The sequence below is a fragment of the Halovivax ruber XH-70 genome, from assembly GCF_000328525.1.
Lineage (GTDB): Archaea > Halobacteriota > Halobacteria > Halobacteriales > Natrialbaceae > Halovivax > Halovivax ruber.
Genome location: NC_019964.1, coordinates 374,050 through 398,565, shown reverse-complemented (window position 1 = coordinate 398,565; position 24,516 = coordinate 374,050). Strand labels below are relative to the sequence as shown.

General features: G+C 64.6%; 28 protein-coding genes and 1 tRNA gene. 17 read left to right on the top strand and 12 right to left on the bottom strand.

All coding sequences use genetic code 11. The annotated features are described in order from the left end of the window. Window positions 1-4 precede the first annotated feature (4 nt). Window positions 5-1,324, bottom strand: coding sequence for an ABC transporter substrate-binding protein (locus HALRU_RS01780; RefSeq protein ID WP_015299709.1), 1,320 nt, complete (start codon window positions 1,322-1,324; stop codon window positions 5-7). 558 nt (window positions 1,325-1,882) lie between these two features. On the opposite strand from HALRU_RS01780, the gene HALRU_RS01775 reads away from it, so the two are divergent. Further along, the gene (locus HALRU_RS01775) at window positions 1,883-2,671 is read left to right on the top strand and encodes a CHRD domain-containing protein (RefSeq protein WP_015299708.1); all 789 of its coding nucleotides are present in this window, start codon (window positions 1,883-1,885) and stop codon (window positions 2,669-2,671) included. Between the two features lie 89 nt (window positions 2,672-2,760). Beyond that, window positions 2,761-2,967 (top strand): hypothetical protein, encoded by a 207-nt coding sequence (locus tag HALRU_RS01770; RefSeq protein ID WP_245547764.1) that lies wholly within the window; start codon window positions 2,761-2,763, stop codon window positions 2,965-2,967. A 186-nt stretch (window positions 2,968-3,153) separates the two neighbouring features. Here the strand turns inward: HALRU_RS01770 and HALRU_RS01765 are convergent, their stop codons facing one another. Beyond that, the gene (locus tag HALRU_RS01765; protein ID WP_015299706.1) at window positions 3,154-3,336 is read right to left on the bottom strand and encodes a hypothetical protein; all 183 of its coding nucleotides are present in this window, start codon (window positions 3,334-3,336) and stop codon (window positions 3,154-3,156) included. A gap of 165 nt (window positions 3,337-3,501) precedes the next feature. Here HALRU_RS01765 and HALRU_RS01760 point away from each other — a divergent pair, with 165 nt between their 5' ends. The 6 genes from HALRU_RS01760 to HALRU_RS01735 all read left to right on the top strand — a co-directional run bounded on the left by HALRU_RS01760 (window position 3,502) and on the right by HALRU_RS01735 (window position 10,390). Further along, window positions 3,502-3,858 (top strand): hypothetical protein, encoded by a 357-nt coding sequence (locus HALRU_RS01760; RefSeq protein ID WP_015299705.1) that lies wholly within the window; start codon window positions 3,502-3,504, stop codon window positions 3,856-3,858. A gap of 163 nt (window positions 3,859-4,021) precedes the next feature. Further along, window positions 4,022-4,861, top strand: coding sequence for an alpha/beta fold hydrolase (locus HALRU_RS01755; protein WP_148680587.1), 840 nt, complete (start codon window positions 4,022-4,024; stop codon window positions 4,859-4,861). A gap of 166 nt (window positions 4,862-5,027) precedes the next feature. Further along, complete coding sequence (locus tag HALRU_RS01750) at window positions 5,028-7,265, top strand: copper-translocating P-type ATPase (RefSeq protein ID WP_015299703.1); 2,238 nt, start codon at window positions 5,028-5,030, stop codon at window positions 7,263-7,265. Window positions 7,266-7,547: 282 nt separating this feature from the next. Beyond that, window positions 7,548-7,916 carry an SHOCT domain-containing protein gene (locus HALRU_RS01745; RefSeq protein ID WP_015299702.1) on the top strand — a complete coding sequence of 123 codons (369 nt, stop codon included), beginning with the start codon at window positions 7,548-7,550 and terminating at the stop codon, window positions 7,914-7,916. A gap of 10 nt (window positions 7,917-7,926) precedes the next feature. Beyond that, window positions 7,927-9,315 carry a permease gene (locus HALRU_RS01740; RefSeq protein ID WP_015299701.1) on the top strand — a complete coding sequence of 463 codons (1,389 nt, stop codon included), beginning with the start codon at window positions 7,927-7,929 and terminating at the stop codon, window positions 9,313-9,315. Window positions 9,316-9,955: 640 nt separating this feature from the next. Next, window positions 9,956-10,390: a type IV pilin gene (locus tag HALRU_RS01735; RefSeq protein ID WP_015299700.1), complete on the top strand. Its 435-nt coding sequence runs from the start codon at window positions 9,956-9,958 to the stop codon at window positions 10,388-10,390. An 801-nt stretch (window positions 10,391-11,191) separates the two neighbouring features. Here HALRU_RS01735 and HALRU_RS01730 read toward each other — a convergent pair. Beyond that, window positions 11,192-11,266, bottom strand: a tRNA-Arg gene (locus HALRU_RS01730). A gap of 102 nt (window positions 11,267-11,368) precedes the next feature. Here HALRU_RS01730 and HALRU_RS01725 point away from each other — a divergent pair. The 6 genes from HALRU_RS01725 (at window position 11,369) to HALRU_RS01700 (ending at window position 15,205) form a co-directional block, all read left to right on the top strand. After that, window positions 11,369-12,130 (top strand): creatininase family protein, encoded by a 762-nt coding sequence (locus HALRU_RS01725; protein ID WP_148680393.1) that lies wholly within the window; start codon window positions 11,369-11,371, stop codon window positions 12,128-12,130. A 151-nt stretch (window positions 12,131-12,281) separates the two neighbouring features. After that, entirely contained in the window at window positions 12,282-12,521 is a 240-nt protein-coding gene (locus HALRU_RS01720) for a hypothetical protein (protein WP_015299698.1), read from the top strand. 112 nt (window positions 12,522-12,633) lie between these two features. Continuing rightward, on the top strand, window positions 12,634-13,200 hold the full coding sequence (locus HALRU_RS01715; RefSeq protein WP_015299697.1) for an AAA family ATPase: 567 nt from the start codon (window positions 12,634-12,636) through the stop codon (window positions 13,198-13,200). Then, the gene (locus HALRU_RS01710; protein WP_015299696.1) at window positions 13,197-13,634 is read left to right on the top strand and encodes an RNA-binding domain-containing protein; all 438 of its coding nucleotides are present in this window, start codon (window positions 13,197-13,199) and stop codon (window positions 13,632-13,634) included. The genes HALRU_RS01715 and HALRU_RS01710 overlap by 4 nt, the downstream gene beginning before the upstream one ends. Window positions 13,635-13,808: 174 nt before the next feature. Continuing rightward, a complete protein-coding gene (locus tag HALRU_RS01705; protein ID WP_015299695.1) occupies window positions 13,809-14,825 on the top strand; it encodes a DUF7351 domain-containing protein in 1,017 nt (338 codons plus the stop codon). Window positions 14,826-14,893: 68 nt separating this feature from the next. Next, the gene (locus HALRU_RS01700) at window positions 14,894-15,205 is read left to right on the top strand and encodes a DUF7344 domain-containing protein (protein ID WP_015299694.1); all 312 of its coding nucleotides are present in this window, start codon (window positions 14,894-14,896) and stop codon (window positions 15,203-15,205) included. A 245-nt stretch (window positions 15,206-15,450) separates the two neighbouring features. Here HALRU_RS01700 and HALRU_RS01695 read toward each other — a convergent pair whose 3' ends face one another. Next, window positions 15,451-16,848, bottom strand: a complete 1,398-nt coding sequence (locus HALRU_RS01695; RefSeq protein ID WP_015299693.1) for a signal recognition particle protein Srp54 — start codon at window positions 16,846-16,848, stop codon at window positions 15,451-15,453. A 184-nt stretch (window positions 16,849-17,032) separates the two neighbouring features. On the opposite strand from HALRU_RS01695, the gene HALRU_RS01690 reads away from it, so the two are divergent. Both HALRU_RS01690 and HALRU_RS01685 read left to right on the top strand, forming a co-directional pair. Beyond that, window positions 17,033-17,269: a type II toxin-antitoxin system HicB family antitoxin gene (locus HALRU_RS01690; RefSeq protein ID WP_015299692.1), complete on the top strand. Its 237-nt coding sequence runs from the start codon at window positions 17,033-17,035 to the stop codon at window positions 17,267-17,269. A gap of 38 nt (window positions 17,270-17,307) precedes the next feature. Then, the gene (locus HALRU_RS01685) at window positions 17,308-17,718 is read left to right on the top strand and encodes an HIT family protein (RefSeq protein ID WP_015299691.1); all 411 of its coding nucleotides are present in this window, start codon (window positions 17,308-17,310) and stop codon (window positions 17,716-17,718) included. A gap of 24 nt (window positions 17,719-17,742) precedes the next feature. On the opposite strand, the gene HALRU_RS01680 is transcribed toward HALRU_RS01685, so the two are convergent. Then, entirely contained in the window at window positions 17,743-18,561 is an 819-nt protein-coding gene (locus HALRU_RS01680; protein WP_148680392.1) for a DNA polymerase sliding clamp, read from the bottom strand. A 115-nt stretch (window positions 18,562-18,676) separates the two neighbouring features. On the opposite strand from HALRU_RS01680, the gene HALRU_RS01675 reads away from it, so the two are divergent. Beyond that, on the top strand, window positions 18,677-19,234 hold the full coding sequence (locus tag HALRU_RS01675) for a hypothetical protein (protein ID WP_015299689.1): 558 nt from the start codon (window positions 18,677-18,679) through the stop codon (window positions 19,232-19,234). A gap of 155 nt (window positions 19,235-19,389) precedes the next feature. Here HALRU_RS01675 and ftsY read toward each other — a convergent pair whose 3' ends face one another. The 7 genes from ftsY to thpR form a co-directional block, all read right to left on the bottom strand. Continuing rightward, window positions 19,390-20,625, bottom strand: coding sequence for a signal recognition particle-docking protein FtsY (gene ftsY, locus HALRU_RS01670; protein WP_015299688.1), 1,236 nt, complete (start codon window positions 20,623-20,625; stop codon window positions 19,390-19,392). 4 nt (window positions 20,626-20,629) lie between these two features. Further along, window positions 20,630-21,085 carry a prefoldin subunit alpha gene (pfdA, locus tag HALRU_RS01665; protein ID WP_015299687.1) on the bottom strand — a complete coding sequence of 152 codons (456 nt, stop codon included), beginning with the start codon at window positions 21,083-21,085 and terminating at the stop codon, window positions 20,630-20,632. Window positions 21,086-21,334: 249 nt separating this feature from the next. Continuing rightward, window positions 21,335-22,000, bottom strand: coding sequence for a translation initiation factor IF-6 (locus HALRU_RS01660; RefSeq protein ID WP_015299686.1), 666 nt, complete (start codon window positions 21,998-22,000; stop codon window positions 21,335-21,337). Window position 22,001: 1 nt separating this feature from the next. Then, window positions 22,002-22,280, bottom strand: coding sequence for a 50S ribosomal protein L31e (locus HALRU_RS01655; RefSeq protein ID WP_015299685.1), 279 nt, complete (start codon window positions 22,278-22,280; stop codon window positions 22,002-22,004). Then, the gene (locus HALRU_RS01650) at window positions 22,280-22,432 is read right to left on the bottom strand and encodes a 50S ribosomal protein L39e (RefSeq protein ID WP_007699949.1); all 153 of its coding nucleotides are present in this window, start codon (window positions 22,430-22,432) and stop codon (window positions 22,280-22,282) included. The genes HALRU_RS01655 and HALRU_RS01650 overlap by 1 nt, the downstream gene beginning before the upstream one ends. Window positions 22,433-22,585: 153 nt before the next feature. Continuing rightward, complete coding sequence (locus HALRU_RS01645; RefSeq protein WP_148680391.1) at window positions 22,586-23,635, bottom strand: hypothetical protein; 1,050 nt, start codon at window positions 23,633-23,635, stop codon at window positions 22,586-22,588. Between the two features lie 219 nt (window positions 23,636-23,854). Then, a complete protein-coding gene (gene thpR / locus HALRU_RS01640) occupies window positions 23,855-24,460 on the bottom strand; it encodes an RNA 2',3'-cyclic phosphodiesterase (RefSeq protein ID WP_015299683.1) in 606 nt (201 codons plus the stop codon). Between the last annotated feature and the right edge of the window lie 56 nt (window positions 24,461-24,516).

Genomic DNA, 24,516 nt, shown 5'->3' with positions numbered 1-24,516 from the left:
CTCGTCAGTACTCGTCGATCTGCGACTGAAGCTGGTCCGCTTCGACCGTAAACTCCGTCTCGAAGCCGCCGGGCGTGATCCGCTCGACGACGACGTCCCCCCAGACGTTGCCGTGGTCGGTGAAGTCGACGTTCGTCACGGCCCCCTCGTAGTTGATCTCCTCGCCCGCGTCGAGCGCCTCCTTTCCCTCGCCGAACGTCGTGACGGTCGTCCCGCCCGGGCGAGAGACGGCGCCGATGCTCCGCTGGACGTCCTCGGGCGAGACGCCGCCCGCGTGGTGGACCGCGAGCGCGATGACGTTCGTCGCGTCGTACGCCGCGACGCCCCACGGGTGGAGCTCCTCGTCGCTTACCTCCTGGAAGCCCTCCAGGAACTGGTCGTAGTTCGGGCCCTCCGAGCTGCCGGCGGCGATCCAGGCTCCTTCGGCCTCCGCACCGACCTCGTCGATGAGCGCGCCATCGCGCAGGCCGTCCTCCATGAGGAGCTGCCTGCCGTAGCCGCCGTCCTGCCAGTTCTGGATGATCGTGATCGCATCTTCGAGGCCGAACGAAAGCGCCCACGCGTCGAAGTCGCTCTCGAAGAGCTGGTTGAGCTGGCTCTGGTAGGACGCCTGCCCGCCCTGCGCGGAGATGACCTCGACGATCTCGCCGCCGAGTTGTTCGTACCAGTTGGTGAACTGCCTGGTCCACCCCTCCTCGCCGGCGCTCGTCGCACTGAGGATGCCCATCCGCTCGATGCCGGCCTCCTCGATCATGGCCTGGGCCGCGCCAGCGGTGTGAACCGTATCGCCGATGACGGTCCGCCAGAGCCATTCGTCGTCGCTCACGTCGTCGGTCCCCTTGTCACCGCCTCGCGTATCGAGGTAGGTCGACCCCGGCCACGGCGTGATGATCGGAACCTCCTGCTCCTGGAGGAAGTCCCACAGGGGCTCGAGTTCGCTCGAAAACAGCCCGTTGATCGCCACGACGTCGTCGTTGTTGACGAACTGACTGACGACCTCGCGGGCCTGTTGCGTTTCGACAGCGGTGTCCTGCCGTTCGACCTCGAAGGTAACGTCCAGCGCGCCGCCCGCGTCGTTGATCTGCTGCACCGCCAGGTCCGTCGCTGCCGACGCGGCCGGCTGCAAGTAGTCCCACGTCCCCGTCAGAGACGCCGGTTGTCCGACGAGAACGCTATCCCCGACCTCCCCCGAGCCGTCGCCGCCCTCAGTCCCGAGACATCCGGCGAGTCCGACCGCACCTGCGGCTGCGACACCGGTCGCACGAAGGACCGCTCGTCGGTCAGTACTGACACCATCGTTGCGTGATATTCTCTCACAACACATTTCCTCGAAAGGTCGTCAACAGGATACGATAAAACTTCTGTTCAATTCCAGATATATCGGAGAGAGTAGACAGACATAAACAATGAACCGGAATTGTCCATCGAACACATAATTTTGTGACGAGTTCCCGGCGGAGTCGACCGCGCTTCTCGATGGGGCGACTTCAGCAAAACGGCTGTACTCACACGTGTGCGGCGATGGCGAGCACGACGGCGCCCGTCACGTACCGTGACCGCACTCGGCGGCGCGAAGCGATCGCCAGACGGCGATCCGGCGCGCCCGATCGGTAGCGAGCTATTGACGTCCCGTAATCACCCGTGTCGGCGGCGTAATCGTCGGTATTCCCGTGCCGACCATGCCTGGACGACGGACGGCGCGATCGCGACCCATTGTCAGTCCGCCGTTTCCCGTGTAACGGTCCGCGGCCCTCTTTGACCGGCCCGTGATCGTGTTCGTCGGGTTCTCCTCGTTCTCGAGGGGTGCCCGCGGCGACTCGCCGACCGGCTCGACCGCGAGTCGAGACCGAACGAGAACGATCGAAAACTGCAGACAGAAACCATGAGTAACGACACACCGGCGGAGACGGCACCATTGCAGCGAGACGGATCAAGCGGGATACACCGGCGGGGCATCCTGGCAGCCGGGGCGGCGACGGCACTCGGAGCCAGTCTGGGGCTGTCGGCCGGCGCCACCGCCGCGCAGGACGACACCGGCGACTATCCCGGTCTCTCTATCGCCGCGCTAACCGGCGCCCAACAGACCGAAGAGATCGACACCGAGGCGACGGGTGGCGCGGTGGTCAGCGCGAACGAGGAGCGGAGCGAACTCGAGTACGCCGTGCTCGTCCACGCGATCGAAGACGTCACGCAGGCCCACATCCACCTGGGCCCCGCGGGCGAGGATGGGCCGGTCGCAGTCTGGCTCTATCCCGGCCCCGACGCCACCGAGCCCGGGCTGGAGGAGGGCCGGTTCGACGGCATCCTCGCCACCGGAACGATCACCGAGGAGCACCTCACGGAAGAGGTCGACGGCCAGACCATGGACGCGCTCTTCGCGCAGATCGCGAGCGGCGATACCTACGTGAACGTCCACACGGAGGCCAACCCTGCCGGCGAGATCAGGGGCCAGCTCCTCTCAGCCACGGACGTGGCCGACGCAGTCACCGATGACGATACGGACGACGATACCGGGCAGGACGATACCGATACGGACGACGAGCAGGGTGATGACGTCACGGACGATGACGCTTCGGGAGACGACGCGACCGACAACGAGAGCGTCGGTGACGACGCCGGCAACGAGTCCAGCGGGAACGAAAGCAGTGGTGACGACGGATACGGCGGCTGAAGGCGCGGCTCGAAGAGCAAGATATGGTCGACCATGGAAGGTCGGGCGACGTCGAAATGACTACCTGGCGCGGCCGGGAAGGAGGCGGCGTGAACACTCGCCGTTCGCTCTCCCTTGGACTCGCCGCGGCGTGTTTCCTCTGGGCCATCGCAGTGATCGGGTTCGCCCTCGACACGTATACCCCGCTCCCCTCGATGGCTGGCCTGGAACCGATCGTCACCGCGGGGGCCGTCGTCGCGATACTGGTCGGTATCGGGGTAGGCCTTCGGGACGGATATCGCTGGATCGTGGACTGAGAGAGTCGTCACGACGTGGCTATGCAGTGCCCTGTGTCTGTGCCGGATCGGTCCTACTCGCACGTCGGCGGCTAGATGTGGGTGGTCGGCGAACCCAGCCCTCGACGGCGCGTGTACAGTGTGGAAGCTTCGGAGTTAGCCACGTTCACCCATCGTTCGTTCGCCGGCCGTCTCATCGTCGTCCGCTCACTCCTTGTATCGAGCCCAGAGTGCGTCGAGGCCGAGCGAGATCACGAAGAAGAGCGCGGTGGTGCCGCCCAGGAACACCCAGTCGATATCGTTCCGGACGTAGCCGAGCACGAGAAGCACGGCGAAGACGACGAGTGCCTGGACGAGGCGGTCACGGAGCGTTTGTCCGACGAGTTCCATACAGCGACTACCGAGACACGAAGTAATAAGATGTCGACACGCGGGCACCGCGGTCTCCGCGAGGGCGAGTGGGTGACAGAGACGATGGCGTCCCCCCAACTGGAGCGGTGGCGCAGCCAGCATAAATTGAGAAGGGATTTATAATTGGGCTTTAGAGGACGCGCCATGGACCGGAGAGAATTTACGAAAGTCGCCGGCGCTGCCGCGACGATCCCCCTGCTCGCGGGCTGCTCCGACGCGGTGAGCGAGGTCACCGGTGGGCTAGAAGTCACCGGAATGAACGCCCGGACGACCACGTTCGGCAACATCGAGCTCACCGCCCAGGTCGAAAACGGTGCCTCAGATTCGAAATCGGGAACGCTCGTCGGACAGGTCGACCTCGAAGGCGGGGACACGTTCACCGAACAGAAGGCGATCACGGTCGGCGCGAACCGAACCAACACCTTCGAGATCGGGATCGACATCCCGGTCGCCGATTCGCTTTCCGGCGGGCAGTACACCTACGACGTCTGGCTGGACTGACGACGAGTTTCTGGGGACCACTGCCGCTTGATGCTGAGCAGCGTACGTCGCGCACGAGGGCGTTTGTCACCACGGTAGTAATATCCAAATCACAAACCAATTATCTGGCAGAGAGAAAGGCTCGATCGTGCTCGCAGCCCCATCCCATGGCGCGGACGAACTGATGGCCGATAGCGCGTCCGACTCTCGGACGGGTGAGTGTACACTTTCCGACGGCCGCACGGTCGCCTATACCACGAGTGGAGATCCCGACGGACTGCCCGTCATTGTCCACCACGGTACCCCTGGCTCGCGGTTGTTCGGTTCGCTCGTTACCGATTCCGCGAAGGCGGCAGGTTGTCGGCTGGTCATCCCCGATCGGCCAGGGTACGGTTGCTCGTCACCACCGCCGGATGGATGGACGTGGAGCGACTGGCCTGCCGACCTCGATGCCGTCCGACGCGCGGAATCGATCGATCGCGCCGCCCACATGGGCTTTTCGGGGGGCGGCCCCTTCGCGATCGCAGCGGCAGCCGCCGACTGGACGACGCGGATCGCACTCGTCAGCACAGTCGTTCCTCCTGCCGAGAACGGTCTCGCGACGGTCTCGAAGATTCCCTACGGCCTCCGCGCACTCTTTCGCCTCTCGAGCGCTCTCGCTTCGGTCAGCGGCCCCGATCGCATCGTCGCGCAGTACACCGATCGTGCGGTTCCCGAGCCAGTGACTCAGGCCGTCGGCGCTGACTTCCACGAAGCCCTCCGTCAGGGAACAAACGCGGTTGCCAGGGAGTGTCGCCGGTTCGCGAGAGAGTCACTCGACGTGGACGGCGTCGACGGCCCCCTCCGCTGGTGGCACGGGACGGCAGATACGAACGCTGCGATCGAACCCGTCAGAACCCTCGCTGACGAGGTCGGAGCCGACGTGGTCGAATCCGAAACCGACCATCTCGGTGTCCTCCTCGACCAGCAACGCGGTATCTTCGAGTGGCTCACCGCAGACCGCCGTGTATCCGAAAGCGGGTGAAGCGGAGCGACGCCATCGGTCGAGCGGAGAGCGAACGAGGCCGGTTTTTCGTCGTGATGAACGGCCGTGACAGTACACTGGCCTCCAGTACGAAATCCCCCGTTTCAACGAGCGGCTCCGTACATCCATTACCCCAGCTACCCTACAGGCACGTAATACGATACCAATGGACGAGCACACCGATCAACCAGGAGACGAGTCGCCGAGGGAGCACGATCCCCACAGCCACAGTACCGGAAGCGACAGCGAGGGGCGGATGGGAACCGACGAATCACACGTCGAGGAGTCGGTGCGTGAATCGGAAGCCACAGACACTGCTGGAAGTCGGCACCCTGCCGAAGCGTCGCACCACGAACACGGATCTGACGATCCCGACGACCACGGAGGGATGCACGCCGGGCACGAACAGCTGTTCCGTCGGCGCTTTTTCGTCTCGACACTGCTCTCGATCCCGGTGCTCCTCTACAGTGAGACGCTTCAGGAGTGGCTCGGCTTCACCGTTCCGTCGTTTGCTGGCAGCGAGTGGATCACCCCCGTCTTCTCGGTGATCGTCTTCGCGTACGGGGGCGTTCCGTTCCTTCGGATGGCAGTTCCGGAAGTGACGGATCGGGCGCCGGGGATGATGACGCTCATCTCGATGGCGATCACCGTCGCATTCGTCTACAGCCTCGCGAGCGTCTTCGGCCTGGCCGAGACGGCGTTCTTCTGGGAGTTGGTGACCCTGATCGACATCATGCTACTGGGCCACTGGATCGAGATGCGGTCGGTTCGGCGGGCGTCGAGCGCCATCGACGAACTGGCGGAGTTGCTGCCCGACACCGCCGAACGACTCACCGAGGATGACGAGACCGAGGAGGTACCGGTGAGTGCGCTCTCGGAGGGCGACCGCGTCCTCGTCCGCCCGGGTGCGAGCGTGCCGGCCGACGCGGTCGTCGAGGAGGGCGAGTCGGACGTGAACGAGGCGATGATCACGGGCGAGTCGCGGCCGGTGTCGAAAGAACCCGGCGACGAAGTCATCGGAGGGACAGTCAATGGCGACGGAAGCCTCCGCGCGCGAATCGACGCCACCGGTGAGGAAACCACGCTGGCCGGAATCATGCGGTTGGTCGAGGAGGCCCAGCGCAGCACGTCGCGGACGCAGGTACTCGCCGACCGAGCCGCTGGCTGGCTGTTCTACGTCGCGGTGTTGGCGGCGCTCGTCACGGCGGTAGCCTGGACGCTGGCAACGACGTTCGATGCTGCCGTCATCGAGCGGGTCGTCACTGTGCTGGTGATCGCGTGCCCGCACGCGCTCGGGCTGGCCATCCCACTCGTCGTCGCGATCAACACGTCGCTCGCAGCCCGAAACGGGATGCTGGTCCGCGATCGCATCGCGATGGAACGAGCGCGAAACCTCGACACGATCATCTTCGACAAGACTGGAACGCTCACGGAGGGCGAGCACGGGGTCGTCGCGTCGGTAACCGTCGGCGGCGTCGACGAGAACGAGGCGCTGGCGCTGGCCGCGGCCGTGGAGGGAGATTCCGAGCACATGATCGCCCGTGCCATTCGCGAAGCCGCCGACGATCGAGGCGTCGAGACGCCTGCTTCGGACGGTTTCGAGGCGATGAAGGGTCGTGGGGTCAGGGCAGTCGTCGACGGTAACGAGGTGTTCGTCGGCGGCCCGAACCTCCTGACCCACCTCGACAGCGCGGTCCCTTCGGACCTGCAGACCTTCGCCGAAGAAGCCGGGGAGAACGCACAGACCGTCGTCTATCTCGTCCGAGCGGGTGAACCGATCGCGGCTTTCGCCATGGCCGACGTGATCCGTGGGGAGAGTTACCAGGTCGTCGACGCGCTCCACGACCTCGAGGTCGAGGTCGCGATGCTCACCGGAGACTCACAGGACGTGGCGAACGCAGTTGCGACGGAACTGGGCATCGATACGGTGTTCGCCGAGGTCCTGCCAGAAGACAAGGACGTGACGGTCCAGGAACTCCAGGACCAGGGGAAACTGGTCGGGATGGTTGGCGACGGCGTCAACGATGCGCCGGCGCTCACCCGAGCGGACGTCGGCATTGCCATCGGCAGCGGGACCGACGTGGCCGTCCAGTCGGCCGACGTGATCCTCGTCCAGAACAATCCCGTGGACGTCGCTCGACTCGTGACGCTGAGCAAGGCGAGCTACCGGAAGATGCAAGAGAACATCGTCTGGGCGGCCGGCTACAACGTCGTTGCAATTCCGCTGGCCGCAGGAATACTGGCACCGATCGGGTTCCTCCTCTCACCGGCCGTTGGTGCACTGTTGATGTCCCTCAGCACGGTGATCGTCGCAGTCAACGCACAGCTGCTTCGTCGGGTGGACCTTTCGGTCCCGGGGCTTCCCGACGGGTCCGTACTAGAGCGGCCCCAGCCTGCTGATTGACAACGATCGTTCACGGACGGGATGTCGTCGGCATGGGTGTTTGAACTGGTGTGTACAGGTGTCGGCGATGACGCCGTTGGATGGGAGCGCCGATCGACGACCGACGGAGCCCTCCGGAGAACGGCCCTGATTAGACGAACCGTTCCCACTCGGCTCCGGGAAAATTGCATTCCAAGGATTTAGCTCCCGACTGCCTCGATGTCATAAGGGCAAGAGAAGTAAACGCTGCACCCGTCTCTCTAGATAGGGGTCGCGTCTCGACGCGACACACGATCCAAAATTATGACCACCGATACAACCACTCGCCGATTAGTCTGGCTCGTCCTGCTACTCGTCGGTGCGCTCATCGTCCTTCCCACGTTCGGCATGTGGGGTGGCATGATGGGGTCCGGTCCGATGATGGATGGGGTGTGGGGTGACCACATGTGGGGCACAGGTCCATCCGCCTGGATGTTCATCATCGGCATCGGTATGCAGTTACTCTTCCTCGCCCTGGTCATCGGAGCCCTGTACCTCGGCTACCAGGCGCTACCCGGGCAGGAAGAATCGACCGATCCCGCGCTCGACGAGCTTCGGTCCGCCTACGCACGAGGCGACCTGAGCGACGAAGAGTACGAACGCCGCCTGGAACGACTCGAAAGCGAATCGTAACACCGAGACGATGGTGGCGACGCTTGGCACAGCGGTAGGCGAGGCGCTCCGGATCGGGATCGGCTTCCTCTGGACGGCAGCGTGGGCGATCATCATGGGACTGGTGATCACCAGTCTCGTCCAGGTCTACGTCTCGAAAGAGCGAATGGCAGCGATGCTCGGGGACGGCGATATCGCCGGCATCACGAAAGCGACGGTGTTCGGTGCGGCCAGCAGTGGCTGCAGCTTCGGCGCCGTCGCCATCGGGAAGGGGCTGTTCAAGAAGGGCGCCCACGTCGTGACCTTCCTCGCGTTCATGTTCGCCTCGACGAACCTCATCGTCGAGCTCGGGCTGATGATCCTGATCCTGCTCGGCTGGGAGTTCCTCGTCGCCGAGTTGCTCGGCGGCGTGATCCTCATCGCAGTGATGGCGGTCGTCGTCCACCTGACGCTCCCGGAGAACCTATTCGAGGACGTCCGCGCCGAACTGAACCAGCAAGATCGCGACCACGGGGTCTCCGAGGACCCGACCTGCGGAATGGAAGGAAAAGACGAGCATACGCTCGTGACCGACGGTGGAGAAACCCTGAAATTCTGCTCTGCGGGGTGCATGGAGACCTACCGACAGGAGGCGGCGAGCAGTGGTGGCTGGCGGGACGAACTGCGGTCGTGGGGCGGGTGGTACAAAGTCGGCAACCAGTATCGAAAGGAGTGGTCGATGCTGTACAAAGACGTGATCGCGGGCTTTCTGATCTCGGGATTCGTCATCGTGTTCGTGCCCCAGTGGGTCTGGAACACGCTCTTTCTCCAGGGCGACGGGCTGCTGGTCAGCGCCGAGAACGCGGTCATGGGGGTGGCCATCGCGGTCATCAGCTTCGTCGGGAGCATGGGGAACGTCCCCTTCGCCGTCGCGCTCTGGGGCGGCGGTGTGAGCTTCGCCGGCGTCATCGCGTTCGTCTACGCCGACCTCATCACGATCCCCGTGCTCAACGTCTACCGGAAGTACTACGGCTGGAAGGTGATGGCCTACATCCTCGGCGTGTTCTTCGTGACGATGGCGTTCACGGGCTTTCTCATGGAGCAGCTGTTCGACGTCCTGGGAATCGTCCCCGATCTCGCTGGCGGCATGACGGCGAGTGAGCAGACCTATTTCGAACTGAACTACACGTTCTATCTCAACCTGATCGCGTTCGCGCTCTCTGGCTTTCTCTTCTACGTCTACCGGCGGGGACTCGGCGCACCCGGGCAGTATCGGGACCCGGTGTGTGGGATGCGCACCGACGACGACGGACCGAGCGTATCACACGCCGGCGAGACCTATCACTTCTGTTCGACGGCGTGCAAGCGATCGTTCGAGAAACAGCCTGACAGGTACGCCACGGTCGATCCAGCGATCTCGGGGAACCACGATCACCACTGAGACGTTGGTGACTCGAACCACCACCGGGCTCCCCCTCGCTATCGCTCGCAGCATCGACACCGGCCGCGTCGATCGTCGTCGAACACGAACGCCGGCCAGTAGCTGTTCTCGGTGATCGAACCGGCTGAGAACTGGGTTGCAACGAGCGCGCTCGCCATCGCCCCCAATCCCTGTTCGGGTGCGTGCTCCGATACCGCACCGCCTCGCGATGTTCCTGGACCCATTCCCAGGCATCGACGGACCGGCCACCATCGGCGGTGCGCGCGAGTTGCGTGGCGTCGACAATCGGGGCAGACCCAACCCGCTGGGTCAATCGATGAGTTGACCAAAACCATTATAGGACCTCGGGAAATTCGCTAACTCTCTCGATATCGGGCCCCTCAGCCCGTTCAAGACGTGCTTGCAAAGCTGCAGCCCACGTCGAGAGTCTACAAGCACACCTACTCAGGTTTCAGTGACAGTCACGAGTTCCTGATTAGCAGATAGATTTATACGATATCCGTTCCGTCACTTCGTCGTACCCGGCACTGGACAGAGAACGATGGTGTAGGGGGAGCAGACCATGTGTCCGCCACCCGTGGCGGGTGGTCACCCCCCTCCGATATACGTTTTCTGTTCGTTCAGCCGAGGACGGACAACAATGATGGACGGAAAAACACTCCGCAACAAACTAGTCGGATCGGAAGACGAACGCGCCGTATCCCCTGTGATCGGCGTTATCCTGATGGTTGCTATTACGGTTATTCTGGCGGCTGTCATCGCGACGCTCGTGATGGACTTCGGTGACAGTACTGATAGTCCGATTAACGCGCAGGTACAGTCAGACGTTGATTCATCGAATCAGAACGTAACTCTCACTGTCATGAAACCTGGCGATGCATCTGAGTACGAACTTAGAGGCGCAGTCAATAGTAATATTGATGTGAGTAGCCTTGATGATGCATCCACTGGAGAGTCTGCCACCGTTAATCTTAGCAGTGCTGGCCTCAGTTCAGGAGACGAAGTGAATATTATCGCTATCGATGGTGAACGGGAGGAGAATGCTGGGTCCTTCACTATCCCTAACAACTGGTAAGGCGACAGAATAGCCGAGCCCGCTTAAACCGATTTTTCAGAGTCGCGATATCCTCGGACGCGGTTGATCTCTCGAGAACACTCTGGACACAGTGGGCAGGATGCAGAGACGGACTCCCACACCGGGAGGCAGTCTCGCTCTACGACACGGCTCACCCCGGATCACCCCCGATATTCGACCAGCGAATCGTGTACTGCTGTCTCCGAGTTCGTGATTGCAGGGTGCGGGACGGACGTCCGTGACTCGACATGGTAAAGCGTCGAAGCCGGAACGAACCTCGTCATTGCTGCGTCCCAACTTCACAGGATGCCGATGGACACGTTCGATACGAGCCCGTCCGCTCGAGTCGACGGGAACACGAGCGCGCATGACCGGCCTCAGAGTGTCCGTCGAGGAGGACGGTACACCGTGCACGGCACTCCGAACAGCGGAATTCGCGACTCTTTCCCGGCTCAGGATTGATCGACTCGTTCTCCAGGAGACGTCGAATCTCCGCGTCGGAGAACGTCACGCCGACCACCTCCACGTCCCTCACAATCCAACACCAAAAACCAGGGGACTGCGAAGGGGCGCGTTACGCAGTTGAACGGGCACCCAATCGAGAGGGAAGGATTTTGATCGGCAATCGACCGAATTCAGTCGTCTGAGGGATTGGCTATTAGCTACAGGTAGAAACGCTAAACCAATAGTTTTCGCACAGGCACGATGGGATTCGAACCACGGTCGGAGCAAAGCTCCTCCCTGATTCGAATCCCACACGATCCTCGATTCGTTGCTCGCTGTCGCTCGCAACAGAATTAGCGGGCATGATGGGATTCGAACCCACGACCGTCGGATTAGAAGTCCGACGCTCTATCCGGACTGAGCTACATGCCCCTACAAACTGGTTCCGTCGCGGGTGGCATAAGCGGTATGGATTTGGCCCTCAATCCCGCCGAAGCCGGAAGACCGTTGGTGACCGAGGCCCTGCAGTCATCCATGCACCTGCCGGATGTCACCTGGCCCGAGGTGGCGGCGTACGACGAATCGATCGCACTGGTGCCGCTGGGCTCGACGGAGCAACACGGTCCGCACCTTCCCGAAGGGACGGACCACATGATCGCCCGCGGGCTGTCTCGCGAGGCCGCCGAGCGGACTGGCTACCTCTGTACGCCGACCATCACGGTCGGCGTGAGCGACCACCACCGGCAGTTCTCCGGGACGATGTGGGTCGAACCGCCGGTCTTTCGCGACTACGTCGAGAGTCTCACGCGGAACCTGACTGCCCACGGAATCGACCGCGTCATCTACGTCAACGCCCACGGCGGCAACGTCCAGCACCTCCAGGAGGTCTCGAAGCGACTCCACAAAGACGGGACCGCCTACGCCATCGAGTGGATGTGGGACGAGTCCATCCCGGAACTCGTCGACGAACTCTTCGAGACCAACGGCCCCCACGCAGGCCCGAAGGAGACGTCGATGGTCGCCTACCTCGAGGACCTCGTCCGCGAGGACGAGCTCGAAGCGGCCTACGAGGGCGGGATGGTTCCCGTCGATCGCGAGACGTTCACGCGCAACGGCGCACGTGTCTTCCACGATTCGATCGAGAACTCGGCGAACGGGTCCTTCGGCGACCCGCGGGACGCCTCCGCCGAAAAGGGCGCACAGCTCTTCGAGGCCGCCACCGACCAGCTCGTCGAGCTCGCCGACTGGCTCGTCGACCGGCCGAAAGACGACCTGCTCCCCGCCGAATACGTCTGAGAGCACGCGGCGAGTCGTATGCGAGGCCCAGACACTCCGACGACGACGGAAACGGCGACGCTCGGGGCGGTCGAGTCAGGCGATGGTACGTAAACGGCCTGCGCCTGCCCCTGACACATTCACCCGTCTCCTGGCTGTCGGTTGCGGTGCAATGTGCGCACACTACACCGACGACGAGGAGGGAAAGCGCGTGGTAACCAGCGACGGCGACGAGATCGGCATGGTCAAAGCGGTAAGAGACGGCCAACTTCACGTCGATCCTGACCCAGGGATGACGGACTCGATCAAGGCGACACTCGGGTGGGGTGACGCCGACGAGGGAACCTACGCATTAGACGAGGACCACGTCGAGTCGGTCACAGACGACGAGATCCACCTCAGCCGAATGTAGCGCCCGCGGAGATTCCCGCAGCCGAAAGCTGATCTCCCGGCTGAAACCTGATCCTCACCGCCTGGACCCGAACCCACAGCCCTTATGCTCGTCTCGCCAGTATCGAGAGCCAATGCACGTCATCGGAACCGTCGGGTTACCGGGCAGCGGCAAGGGAGAGGCGGCGACTGTCGCCCGCGAGGCGGGGATCCCCGTCGTGACGATGGGCGACGTGGTGCGCCAGGAGACCGCCGACCGTGGCCTGGATCCGGCGACGGATCACGGGGCGGTCGCGCAGGCGCTGCGTGACGAGGACGGCCCGACGGCGATCGCCCAGCGGTCGCTGCCGATGATCGAGGATCGCCTCGAGAACCACGACGCGGTCCTCGTCGACGGGATCCGTTCGGACGACGAGGTCGACATCTTCGAGGACGCCTTCGGTGACGACTTCACGCTCGTGAGTATCGAAGCGCCGGCCGAGATCCGCCGAGAGCGTCTCGACGACAGGGGACGCGACGCGGGCGCGGCCGACGGCGGCGAATCGCTCGAAGAACGCGACGAACGCGAACTCGGCTGGGGGATGGGCGAGGCGATGGCCGACGCCGACGTCGTCGTCGAAAACACGGACACGCTGGCGGCGTTCCACGAGCGCGTCCGCGAGATCATCACCACCGACGCCGATCTACAGGTCGACCAATGAGCGAAGACACCAGCGAGCCCGGCGAGGCGATCTATCGCGTCGACGTCGAGATCACGGCACCCGTCTTCGATACGGAAGTGACGGATCGAGTTCGCGATGCGGTCGCGAACATCGTGCCGGAAGCCGACCTCGAGGAGCGCCACGGCGAGATCTACGGTCGGGCCCACTCGCTCGAGCACCTCTCGGAGCTGCTCCACCGCCACGAGATTCTCGATACCGCCAGAAGTGAGTTCTTCACCAACCGCGACGGTAACAGCTTCACGTTTGCGCTCAAAAAGCAGCCGGCGTTGGAAGAGCGGGCGACCTTCGCGGTCGGCGAACCGGACGAACTCGGGGAGATAGACATCCGCGTGACAGTCGACGAACCATCGCTCGAAGACTACGTCGACCACGTCGCGCCGCCAACCGAGGACGGCAAGCCGGTCGAGTCCTGACACACCGCACCGGGCGAACGAATCGTGCGTCTGGCACAGATCTATCGTTACTTCCTGTTACCGAACAGCTAGCACTGCATTAACCCGAACTGGTACGTTCGAATCAGGCGCAGTACGCCCAAGCAGGCGCGATCTGCCAGAACTTGTAAATGTCCACACAGACAGTACCGGTATATGTTGCCGACAGCGGACGGTGCGACGTGGGACGCCAACCCGTCCGAAGCGTTCGCGACACTCGGACACGAGACGCGTCTCGACGTTCTGGGCGCGCTCTGGGCAGCCGACGGACCGATGCGCTACGAGGCGTTGCGCCGAACGGTCGCCCCCGACGACCGGGGAAACTTCGGATACCACCTCGACAAGCTCGCCGGCCACTTCATCAAAAAATCGGATGTGGGGTACGAACTCCGGCTGGCGGGTGAGCAAGTCGTCCGAGCGATCATCGCGGGAACGATCACGGCGAATCCGGAACTATCGTCACGAGCGGTCGACAGCGAGTGTGTCTTCTGCGGCGCGCCGGTCGAACTCCGCTACGACGACGAGACGATCACCGTCCAGTGTACGGCGTGTGCGGGACTCGTCGGCGGTGACCTTCCGCGGGGAACGTTCATGCACTACGAGTTTCCTCCCGGCGGGCTCTCCGGCCGATCGCCGGAGGAGATCGTCGATGCGGCCCACACCTACTACGACGCGAAGATCATCCCGATGATGCGGGGAATCTGCCCGATCTGTGCGGGCCAGATCGAGACACGCGTCGAGGTCTGTGAGGACCACGAACCGATCGCTGACGACAACGAACCGATCAGTGACGAGGATACACCGACCGACGAGCTCTGTTCGAACTGCGACTCGCGCACCGAAGCCTGGGCGATCCTCCAGTGTGAGCGGTGCCGATACACCAGACGGTCGGTCCTCTGGTTTTCGATCTTGACACACCCGGGTGTCGTCGCGTTCTACTACGATCACGGCGTCGACGATCCGGTCCCCCTGCGCAAGCTGACGTGGGAGCGCGCACAGATCGAACGGACCGTCAGTGTCGACGTCGTCGAACGTGCGCCGACCGTGTTCCGGATCTGCCTCCAGATCGACGAGGAGCAACTCGTCGCCGAGCTGGATGACGACCTGTGCGTCAGGTCCGTCGAGCGGATTCCCGCCGCCGAGCCAGCAGCGACGACGGGCGATACGTCGTAACGATTGACTATTCAACAGTAGAGGCGTACGGGAAGGCTATTTATTCGATAGTGGTGTAACCAATCCTGATGCCCGAAACGGTGGTCGACGGGGACGGAAGCACAGTCTGGCGCCTCCTCGGCGAACCACGCCGCCACCACGTGCTCCGACACCTGGACGACACGGGAGAGACGACGACGGCCGACCTCTCGCGGGCGATCACCGAGTACTGTGACGGCGACGACGAACAGGTCAGGCTCGCACTCAGACACGTCGACGTCCCGAAACTGGCCGACGCCGACGTCCTCGAGTACGATCCGGAACGGGACCGGATCGAGCCGACGCCGCGAGTCGAGACCCTGTGTGCGGTGCTCGACGCCGTCGACGAACGGCTGGAGTGATCTCCGGCGATCGATCGACAGTCGGCCGAACGAGGGTCGGCGAGTGGATGGTGACGAGTGGAGCGGAGCGTAGTCACAGTCCCGTGGAGTCACCGCTCGGTGCGCCCGTCGGGTCCCGAGAGTCGTCGGGTCCGGAAGGCCGTCGGATCCCACGGGTCGCCGGGTTCGGAGGGTCATCGGATCCCACGGGTCACCGGGTTCGGAGTCACAAAACTGAGCGAGCCAGCGGTCGCTACACCGTCAAATTATCCGAACGGGCCGCCACCGCCACCCATCCCGCCCATACCACCGCCTCCGCCGCCTCCCATCTGCTGCATCATGCGCTGCATCTCCTTCTCCGAGCCCATCCCCTGGAACTGCTTCATGGTCCGTTCCATCAGCTTGAACTGCTCTAAGAGTTCGCGGACGGATTCCTCGCTGGTGCCGGAGCCACGGGCGATGCGCTCGATCTGGCTGGCGCCGATCGCACGCGGGTACTCCTTCTCGGCGTCGGTCATCGAGTCCATGACGACCCGGAAGGTGTGCATGCGCTCTTCGGTGACGTCCATCGCGTCGTCGGGCAGTTGATCCTTGATGCCGCCACCCATGCCGGGGATCATGTCGAGCACCTGCGAGAGCGGGCCCATGTTGTTCATCGCCTCGAGTTGCTTCTGCATGTCGTTCAGGGTGAAATTGCCCTGCAGCATCTCCTCGGGGTCCCAGTCGTCCTCCTCGATGTCCGTCTGGTCCATCGCACGCTCGACGCGTTCGGCGAGCTGGGCCAGATCGCCCATTCCGAGTAGTCGGGAGATGAACCCTTCGGGCTCGAAGCGCTCGATGTCGTCGACCTCCTCACCGGTCCCGAGGAAGGCGATCGAGGAGTCGGTCTGGTCGACCGCCGCCAGCGCACCGCCACCTTTCGCCGTCCCGTCCAGCTTCGTGATGACGACACCGTCGATGCCGATGGAGTCGTGGAACTCACGGGCCTGGTCCTTCGCACCCTGACCGATCGCCGCGTCGAGGACGAGCAAGGAGGTGTCCGGATCCACGACGCGCTCGATCTCCTCGATTTCGTCGATCAGGTCGGCTTCTAACGCGTGCCGACCGGCGGTGTCGACGATGTGGACGTCGGCGTTGGCCGTCTCCTCGAGACCGGTGCGCGCGATCTCGACGGGATCCTCCGCGTCGGGATCGCCGTAGAAGTCGACCTCCGCGCGCTCGGTCATCTGCTCGGCCTGATCGTAGGCGCCCGGCCGGAAGGTGTCGGTCTGGATGACCGCCGGTTTGAGCCCCTTCGTCGAGAACCACCAGGCCATCTTGGCCGCGGAGGTCGTCTTCCCCGACCCCTGCAGCCCGGCCAGCAGGATCGTCTGATCTTCGAGCGGGAGCTCCGTCGACTCGCCGATGAGGTCGACGAGTTCCTCGTAGACGATGCGCAGGACGAAGTCGCGCGCCGGCGTCCCCGCGGGCGGCTCCTCTTCTAACGCACGCGTCTCGATGTTCTCCGAGAGCTCCATCACGAGCGAGACGTCGACGTCGGCCGACAGCAGCGAGCGCTGGATCTCCGTGACGACCGACTCGACGTCGGCCTCGCTGATACGAGATTTGCCCCGGAGGTCGTCTAAGGTCCCCCGCAGCGAACTGCCGAGATCGTCGAGTACCATTTGCCGAGCCTACGCGGCGCGCTCGTTAAAGGCTTTTCTCGCGCGGGCGATCGCGTCGGCCCGATCGGCGGCCGTGACTGGGCCAGCCGACGTCGACGCGACCGGACACGCCAGCAGCTAGGACAGGCAACCAGTCTCCGAGTGAACCAGCAACGCTTTCCACGGAACCCGCCGAACGCCGAGTATGAGCGACGACACGACAGCCGACGACGGACGGGAGGCCAAGGAGGAGCCGACGAATGGGTCCGGAGCCGTAACGACCGTCAGGATCACCGTCGAAGACGGTCTCTGGATCGCCGCGGACGACGAGACCGGCATCTCCAGTCAGGGACCCACCAAGTTCGACGCCCTGCGGAATCTCGCGGCGACGCTCGAAACCGTCGAGGAGGGCGACGAAGCCGACGACGAGGACTGGCTCTGAGGCCACAACGTTTTGTCAGTCCGCCCAAACCTGTTGACATGGAAGCCGACTGTCCGTTCTGCGAGATCGCCGCCGGGGAAGGCGACGCCGCCGAAGTCCATCGAACCGACGACGCCGTGGCATTTCTCGACGCCAACCCGGCCGTCGACGGTCACACGCTGGTGATCCCGACGAGTCACTGCGAGGAGATTTCAATCGCCTCGGAGCCGACGCGCCAGGCCGTCTTCGACGCCGTCGGACACGTTTCGGCTGCCCTCGAACAGGCACTCGATCCCGACGGCTTCAGCGTATTCCACACCTCCGGCCCGCTCGTCGGCAGGATCGACCACGCCCACGTCCACATCCTGCCCCGCAGTGGCGACGACGGGGTCTCCCTCTCGCTCGAGCGCGACTCGCTGGAGGGGGAGCAGGCCGAAACGCTCGCAGCGCGAATTCGGTCGAATAGCTGAGGGGCAATCCGGAATCGAAACAGATCACTCCCGCGCGATTCGCGGGGACAGTACGTACTCCACAGAGCCGTCGCCGTCGGCGATCTCGAACCCGAGCGAAATCGGCGTCTCCGTCCCGATCCTGAGATCGACGGCCGCGTCACCGGGGATGGCCCGGCTCATGTCGCGGAGGTACTCGAGGGAGTACAGCGAACGGGCCTCACCCGGGGTGAACGCCTGGAGGTCGGTCGCCTCGAATTCCAGTGAGACGGCGTCGACGTCCCCGTCGGCCTCGATTCGAAGCGCCTCGTCAGCCAGGGCGATCGAGAGGTGGTTCGCCACCAGATCGGTCGCCCCGACGAACCGGTCGACGGTCGCGCTTGGCAGGACGGCCCCGCCACCGTACTCGAAACGCAGTTCCGTCGGATCCGGCGGCGAGCGGATCGTCTCGGGGTCGAGCAACCCCATCTCGTATCGAAGCTCGCCGATACCGACGTGGAGGTGACGCGTCCCCGCGTCCACGGCGAGGGTCACCGGCCGGTCGCGATCGGCCAGTCCGACGATCGTTCCGAGCCGTTCGACGTCGAGGCCGAACGTGCCGTTCGCGCCGTCGTAGGTCTCGAACGCACCGGCAGCGAGGTCCACGCTGACCGAGGCGACGACGGCCGGGTCGGTCGCGATGACCGACAGCCCATCGTCGTCGAATTCGAGGCGACACTCGGTGACCAGCGCGGAGAGCGCGTCGATCACCGTCGAGAGCGTCCCGGCATCGACGCGCGCCACGATGGCAGCGTCGGAAAGGTTTCGGCCCCCGTTCGATCCGGCCCCACTCACCGCACTCCCGGCGTCGTTCGCGTTCGTCATGCGTGTCATCTACACCCGGTCGACATCGGTTAAGGATTTCGACCGTTTTCGAATACATAACCCGTATCGGAGTATACATATATCCCTATTCGAATTGTATAACCCGAAATAGAGTATGTCCGGTGAAACACGCGACCGCGGAATCCTCAGCCCGGCTGACCGAGCGTACCTTCGCGGCGAGACGACGCTTGCGAGCGAACAGTCCGAACGAAACACGAGAGCCAGGATCCGAGGCCGGATCACTGAATCACTCCGAGACTTCGAACTCCTGATCGAACACCTCTCGGAACGAGACCGGCGGCTCCTCTTCGAAGGCGACGACGGAATCGAGACGTTCGACGCGCTCGTCTCGGCGTTCGCCTTCCTCTACGAAGGGGTCGACGAGACTGGCCTCTCCTTCGAGCGCGTTCTCTCGGAGGGAATCAATCTCGCCGAGGCGAAGCGGGACCGAGCGGCCGTCGTCGATCTCGACGTCGCCCTTCAGACGCTCACCGTCGAACAGCTCCGCGAGAAACTCCGTCGAGGAGACGCCCTCTCACTCCCCGAACTCGCTGTGGCGCAGGCAAGCGAGGAGATCACGCCCGACGAACTGACCCGCTACGCCGCCAGTCAGTCGGAGGAACCTGCGACCATCGACGACGGGCGAATTCAGTCCAAAGTCACCGACTTCTAGCCCAGAAAAGCCGACGGCTTCCCCACTGCCGACAGATAGCGCAATCGACGCTGCCGTCGCCAGGAGGATGACGAGCATTAGTCCGAGGGTCGTGAGCGCCCACGCGATCCAGATCCGGCGCCACGGCCCCCACCGAACAGGACGACCGAGCGGCCTCACTCCTCGGCGAGCAATCGATTCGCGAGTTCGTCGGGGTCGAATCGCTCCAGATCGTCGTAGCCCTGGCCGACCCCGAGGAAGATGATCGGCTTGCCGGTCACCTGGGCGATGGAGATGGCGGCGCCGCCGTTGGAGTCGGCGTCGGCCTTCGTCAGGATCGCGCCGTCCATCTCGACGGCCTCGTTGAACTCGCGGGCACGTTTGACCGCGTCCTGACCCGCGACAGCTTCGTCGACGAACAGCGTCATGTCTGGGTCGACGACGCGACCGATCTTCTCGAGCTGGTCCATCAGGCCCTCGTCGGTGTGGAGTCGGCCAGCCGTGTCGCCGAGGACGACGTCGACGTCGTTCGCCTCGGCGTACTCTACGGCGTCGTAGAGCACCGCGGCGGGGTCGCCGCCCTGCTCGTGGGTGATGAGCTTCGTCCCGCGGGCCTCGGCGTGCTCCTTGATCTGCTCGTTCGCGCCGGCCCGGTAGGTGTCGCCGTTGGCCATCACGGTCGAGTAGCCCCGGGCGTCGAGCCAGCGGTCGAGTTTGGCGATCGAGGTCGTCTTCCCGACGCCGTTGACGCCGGTGAAGACGATGACGAGCGGTTTCTCGGCCTCGGCCACCCGTTCCTCGACGTCGAACTGACCGACGCTGATCACGTCTTTGATCGCCGTCCGCAGCGCGTCCTCGACGACCTCGCCGGTCGAGGTGGTGAAGGTTCGCGTCTCCCCGACCAGTTCGTCGCGCATCGTGCCGACGATCTCGTCGACGACGCTCACCTCGACGTCGGAGGAGAGCAAGGCGAGTTCGAGCTGGTCGAGCGGCCCCTTCAGGTCCGCCTCCTCGATGACGAACTTTCCGCGGGCAAGCGAGGCCGCTTTGCGCCCGAATCCGGGGCCGTCCGAGTCGGACTCGTCAGTATCAGCGGCGACGCCCCCGCGATAGCCGCCCGACTCGCCGTCGGCGGACGACCCTGCAGAGGCGTCAGTCGGCTCCCGCTCGGCGTCGACAGCCATCCCTTCGGTGGTATCAGCGGACGCCCGCTCGGTAGTTGCCGTCCGTTCGCCAGCCGACGGATCCGAACGATCGTCGGCCTCGCCGGTCGGTTCGGCTGCGCTCGCGTCGGCCGCAACCGCCGCCTCCTCGGGCGCGTCCTCCTCGTCTAGCTCCTCCGCCTTCTCGTCGGCGACGTCTTCGGCCTCCGATCGGAAGCTCCCGAGTTTCTCCTTCAGGTTGTCGAACATGGCCCTACTCGTCCGGCTCTCCCTGCCCGCCCAGGGCGCCCATCTGCTGTTGCATCGCCTGCTGCTGGAGTTGCTGGGCCTGCTGTTCGAGCTGGGTGCTCTCGGCTTCGAGTTCGGAGATCTCTTCGGTTACCTCGTCGATGCGATCGTCGAGGCGGTCGGCCTTGGAATCGAGCGTGTCGACCGCGTCGTCCTGTTCGAATTCGGCCGCGTAGTCGCCGCCGAGCTCGACGATGACCTCGTCGATGTCCTGGACCTCTGCGCGGACGTACGCCCCGCCACCGAGGGGGACCTGCACGATCGAGCCCGATTCGAGGGACTCGACGGCGTCGATCGCCTCGTCGACGGCAGTCTGCTCGTTGCGGATCTCTTCGACGCTCCCCTGTAGCGCCTCGATCTGCTCTTCGATCTGCTGGAGTTCCTGCGAGAGGGCCTGTAGCTCCTGCTGGCTGGAACTCATCGGCGAGTCACCTCACTCGCTGTGACTGGGCTGGACAGTTTCGTCGCGAACGTACGCGCCGCAGTTTCGTTCATGTACTGCGTTCCGGCAGGCAGGCGGAAGAATGTTCCCTTCCGGCTATCGACTGCTGGGGACCGACGGAGCGGGAACGGGATCGTCGAGCCGAGCGATACCGGCCGGTAGACGGCTAGTTGTGGTGTATCGCGGGAAAACGATCGACTGGGTCACTGTGCCGTGTCGCGACCGACCTCACTGCAGGTAGCCCAGGGCGTCCTCGATGCGGCCGAGTTCGGGGCCGGTCGTGTCCTCGCCGACGACGTAGCCGGCGTCGGTGGCGAGTAGGCCGGAGCCGACGAGCGGGGCGCCGTAGTTGATCGTCCCGACGTCGGCGCGCACGTCGAGGACGTCCTCCAGCCGGTCGAGTTCTTCGTCGGTCGACTTCGGGTGACAGAGGACGCCCTCGTTCGTCGCGACGGCGGCGGTGCCGACAGTTCGGACACCGGCGAGGTCGCCGCGCTCGACGGGCACGTCGAGGGTGTCCTCGACGGCCTGGACGGCCTCCCGGGAGAGGTCCGGGTGGACGTAGGCCCCGTGATCGTTCGCGAGGACGACCGTCCCCGCGGCGTTGATCTCGCCCGGCAGCGTCCCGATCGGGACGTCGGTCGCCTCGGCCAGGCGCTCGCGTTCGTACTCGAGAACGCGGTTGCTGACGAGCAGCCCGTTCTCGTTGCCGGTGGCGAGCACACCGACGGTGCCGGAGCCGCTGACGGTCGTCGGGACGGCCGTCACGCCGAGTTCGTCGGCGATGGCCACGACGGTGTCGTCGTCGGCGTCCGGTCGGACGAGCAGGAGGCTGTCCGTCGCACACGCGAAGACGCCGACGTACGCGGAGCCGGCGAAGGAGGCGCGGAGCAAGTTACTCGGCGAACTCGGCTTCGACAACCGGTTCGCCCTCCTCGTCGAAGCGTGCGGCGCGGACGCGAAGCTTCCGCGGCGGGTTCGACCGGCCGTCGGCCCAGATAGCCTCGTTGATCGAGGGGTCGAGGCGGACGGCGTCGGTCTCGACTGCGAAGTGCTTCGCCAGGTGCTCGCGGACGATCTTCATCGCCCGGTCGGCTGCCTCGTGGTTCGGTGCGGCCTTCACGTCGCGGAGCGGGACGGTGACGACGCGCTCCTCGAAATCACTGGCACTCATTATTCGTCGGTGTCGTTACGCCGCCAGTTTCGGCGCTTGGGGTTTCGCTGGACGTCCATGTCGGTCTTGAGCATGACCCACGCAGGGACGCGGCTGTTCTGCTTTTCGAGTTTCGCCAGGCGCTTTTTCTTGCCCTTGGACTTCTTACCCATAGTGCCCGTCTCTTACCCAGCCTCGCTTAAAGGCTTGTCCATCCCGCGTGCGGGCGGAATTCGCGGCCCTGAACGCGTGCTACGGTGAATTGGGCGCTCGGTTTCGAGCACAGGCCCGAGAGTCCCGGCCGAGTCAGTGAGCCCCGGACCACGTCACCGCAGTGTCCGCTCCACGTACCGACAGACGGCCTCCATCGTCTCCGCGGTGAGTCGCGTCGAGTGACGCCAGGTGACGTCGGCATCCGCCGGTCCATCCCCCGCTTCCGGCCCGCGTTCTGGAAGCGCGTCCTGATTGACGCAACCGCGACCGGCCCAGCGCGTGGCGCCGTTCGAGCCCAGCAGGCCATCGGCGAGCAGATGAATCGGTCCACGGTCGTCCGCCCCACCGCCGGCGTAGGTGGTCGCCATCGGTGAGATTTCACGAACGGCTGGTTCCGGCTCGCGGATGGTCCCGAGGTCGTGGTCACACCGACTGTCGCCCACCGCCGCGGCGTCGGCCGGCGAGAGGTAGGTGTGGAGGACCTCGTGGATCGCCACGTTCCGCGTCACTGCACGGCCGTCCCAGCCTTCTGTCGCGCCGACGTTCGCGATCGCCAGCCCGGCGGAGTGGTCGCCGCGACCCACACGGCCGTCGCCGGGCACCGTCCGCCCGTAGCCGATCCGATAGTCGAACGGCCCCCACCAGCACAGCAGGTGACATTGCAGTTCGTCCAGCCCCACGCCGATCACCTCCCGGAAGCCGTCGTAGACCCGCTCGACGGCCGTTGCGGTGTCGAGCGGCGACGCTGTTGCGAACGGAGAACCGAGCGACTGCCCGCGGTCGACGGCGACGTCGAGCCAGTCGCGACCCGTCTCGTGCGCGTACGTCTCGATCTGTCCGAGGGCGTCCGCGACGGCCGCCACCGCCGCCTCGTGGATGCTCGTCCAGTCGGTTCGAACGGCATCCAGGCCGTCTCGAAGGCGGGCGTACAGTGGCGTCGGACCCGGAGAGACGATCACCTGCAGTGTGGCATCGCTACCGGCGGTCGTGATGGAACCAGCGACGGGCGCACACACCCCGGTCGTGGCCAGCGCTGCACCGAGGACGGCCCGCCGTGAACACACCCGCGTCCGCCCTGCAGTATCCGCCGCTGGGGGAGCTCGCTCAGCGTCGGCAATCCGACCAGCCGCTGGATCGCCGTCGTCGTCCGATTCGAGACTCACCGCGACCCACCCGGTCGACGGCGCCGGGCCGGTGTCGAGATCGCCATGCGCACCGCTTCACGCCGGCGAGTCGCATTATCCTCCCGGCTGTACGCCTGCGCTTCCCTGTAATCGGGGCCACTACCGTCGGATTACGTGACCGGTTCGAACTCGGTCGACGGACGAAACGCCGGTTCGGCTGGCACCAGTGCGATCGAGTTCGGCCACCCGGTCGGACAGCTATCCGAGTGATATCGTCGTAACGGTCTCGTACACTGGCCCGTCGGGACCGAGCGTACTCTCCGTGAGACGAACCGCCTCGATCGTCGTCTCGCCGACCACGGGGCCACGCTCGCCCGGGTACTGTGCTGCCAGAGCGTCTGATTCGATCGGCTCCCAGTCGGTGACCAGGTCTTGGACGAGTTCCTTCCCGCCGGCGTGTTCCATCCGGGCGAGGGTGACGTGCGGGGTGAAGTCGTGTGATTCGGGGTCGAATCCGAGGGCGGTCGTCCGCGTCTCGATCGCTTCGTGGAGGTGCGTGAGTTCCTCGCCGCCCTCGATCACACCCAGCCAGAGCACGGAGATGTACGACAGGTCCGGAAAGACGCCGAGTCCGCCGTAGGTGACCGGAAACGGCGTGACGCCCGACTCGTCGACGGCGGTCTCGAGCGCCGCTTCGAGCTCGGGAACGCGGTCCGAATCGACCTCGCCGAGGAACTTCAGCGTGATGTGGGCCTGTTCGGGGTCGGTGAACGACAGGCCCGACGCGTCGGCGAAGGCGCCCTGCACGTCGGCGACCGCCGGGGCGAGCGCGTCGGGGAGGTCGACGCTGACGAACAGTCGCATATACCAGGATTCGAGGCGCGTGTCCTTGAATCGTGCGCGGACGGGAGTGACGGTCC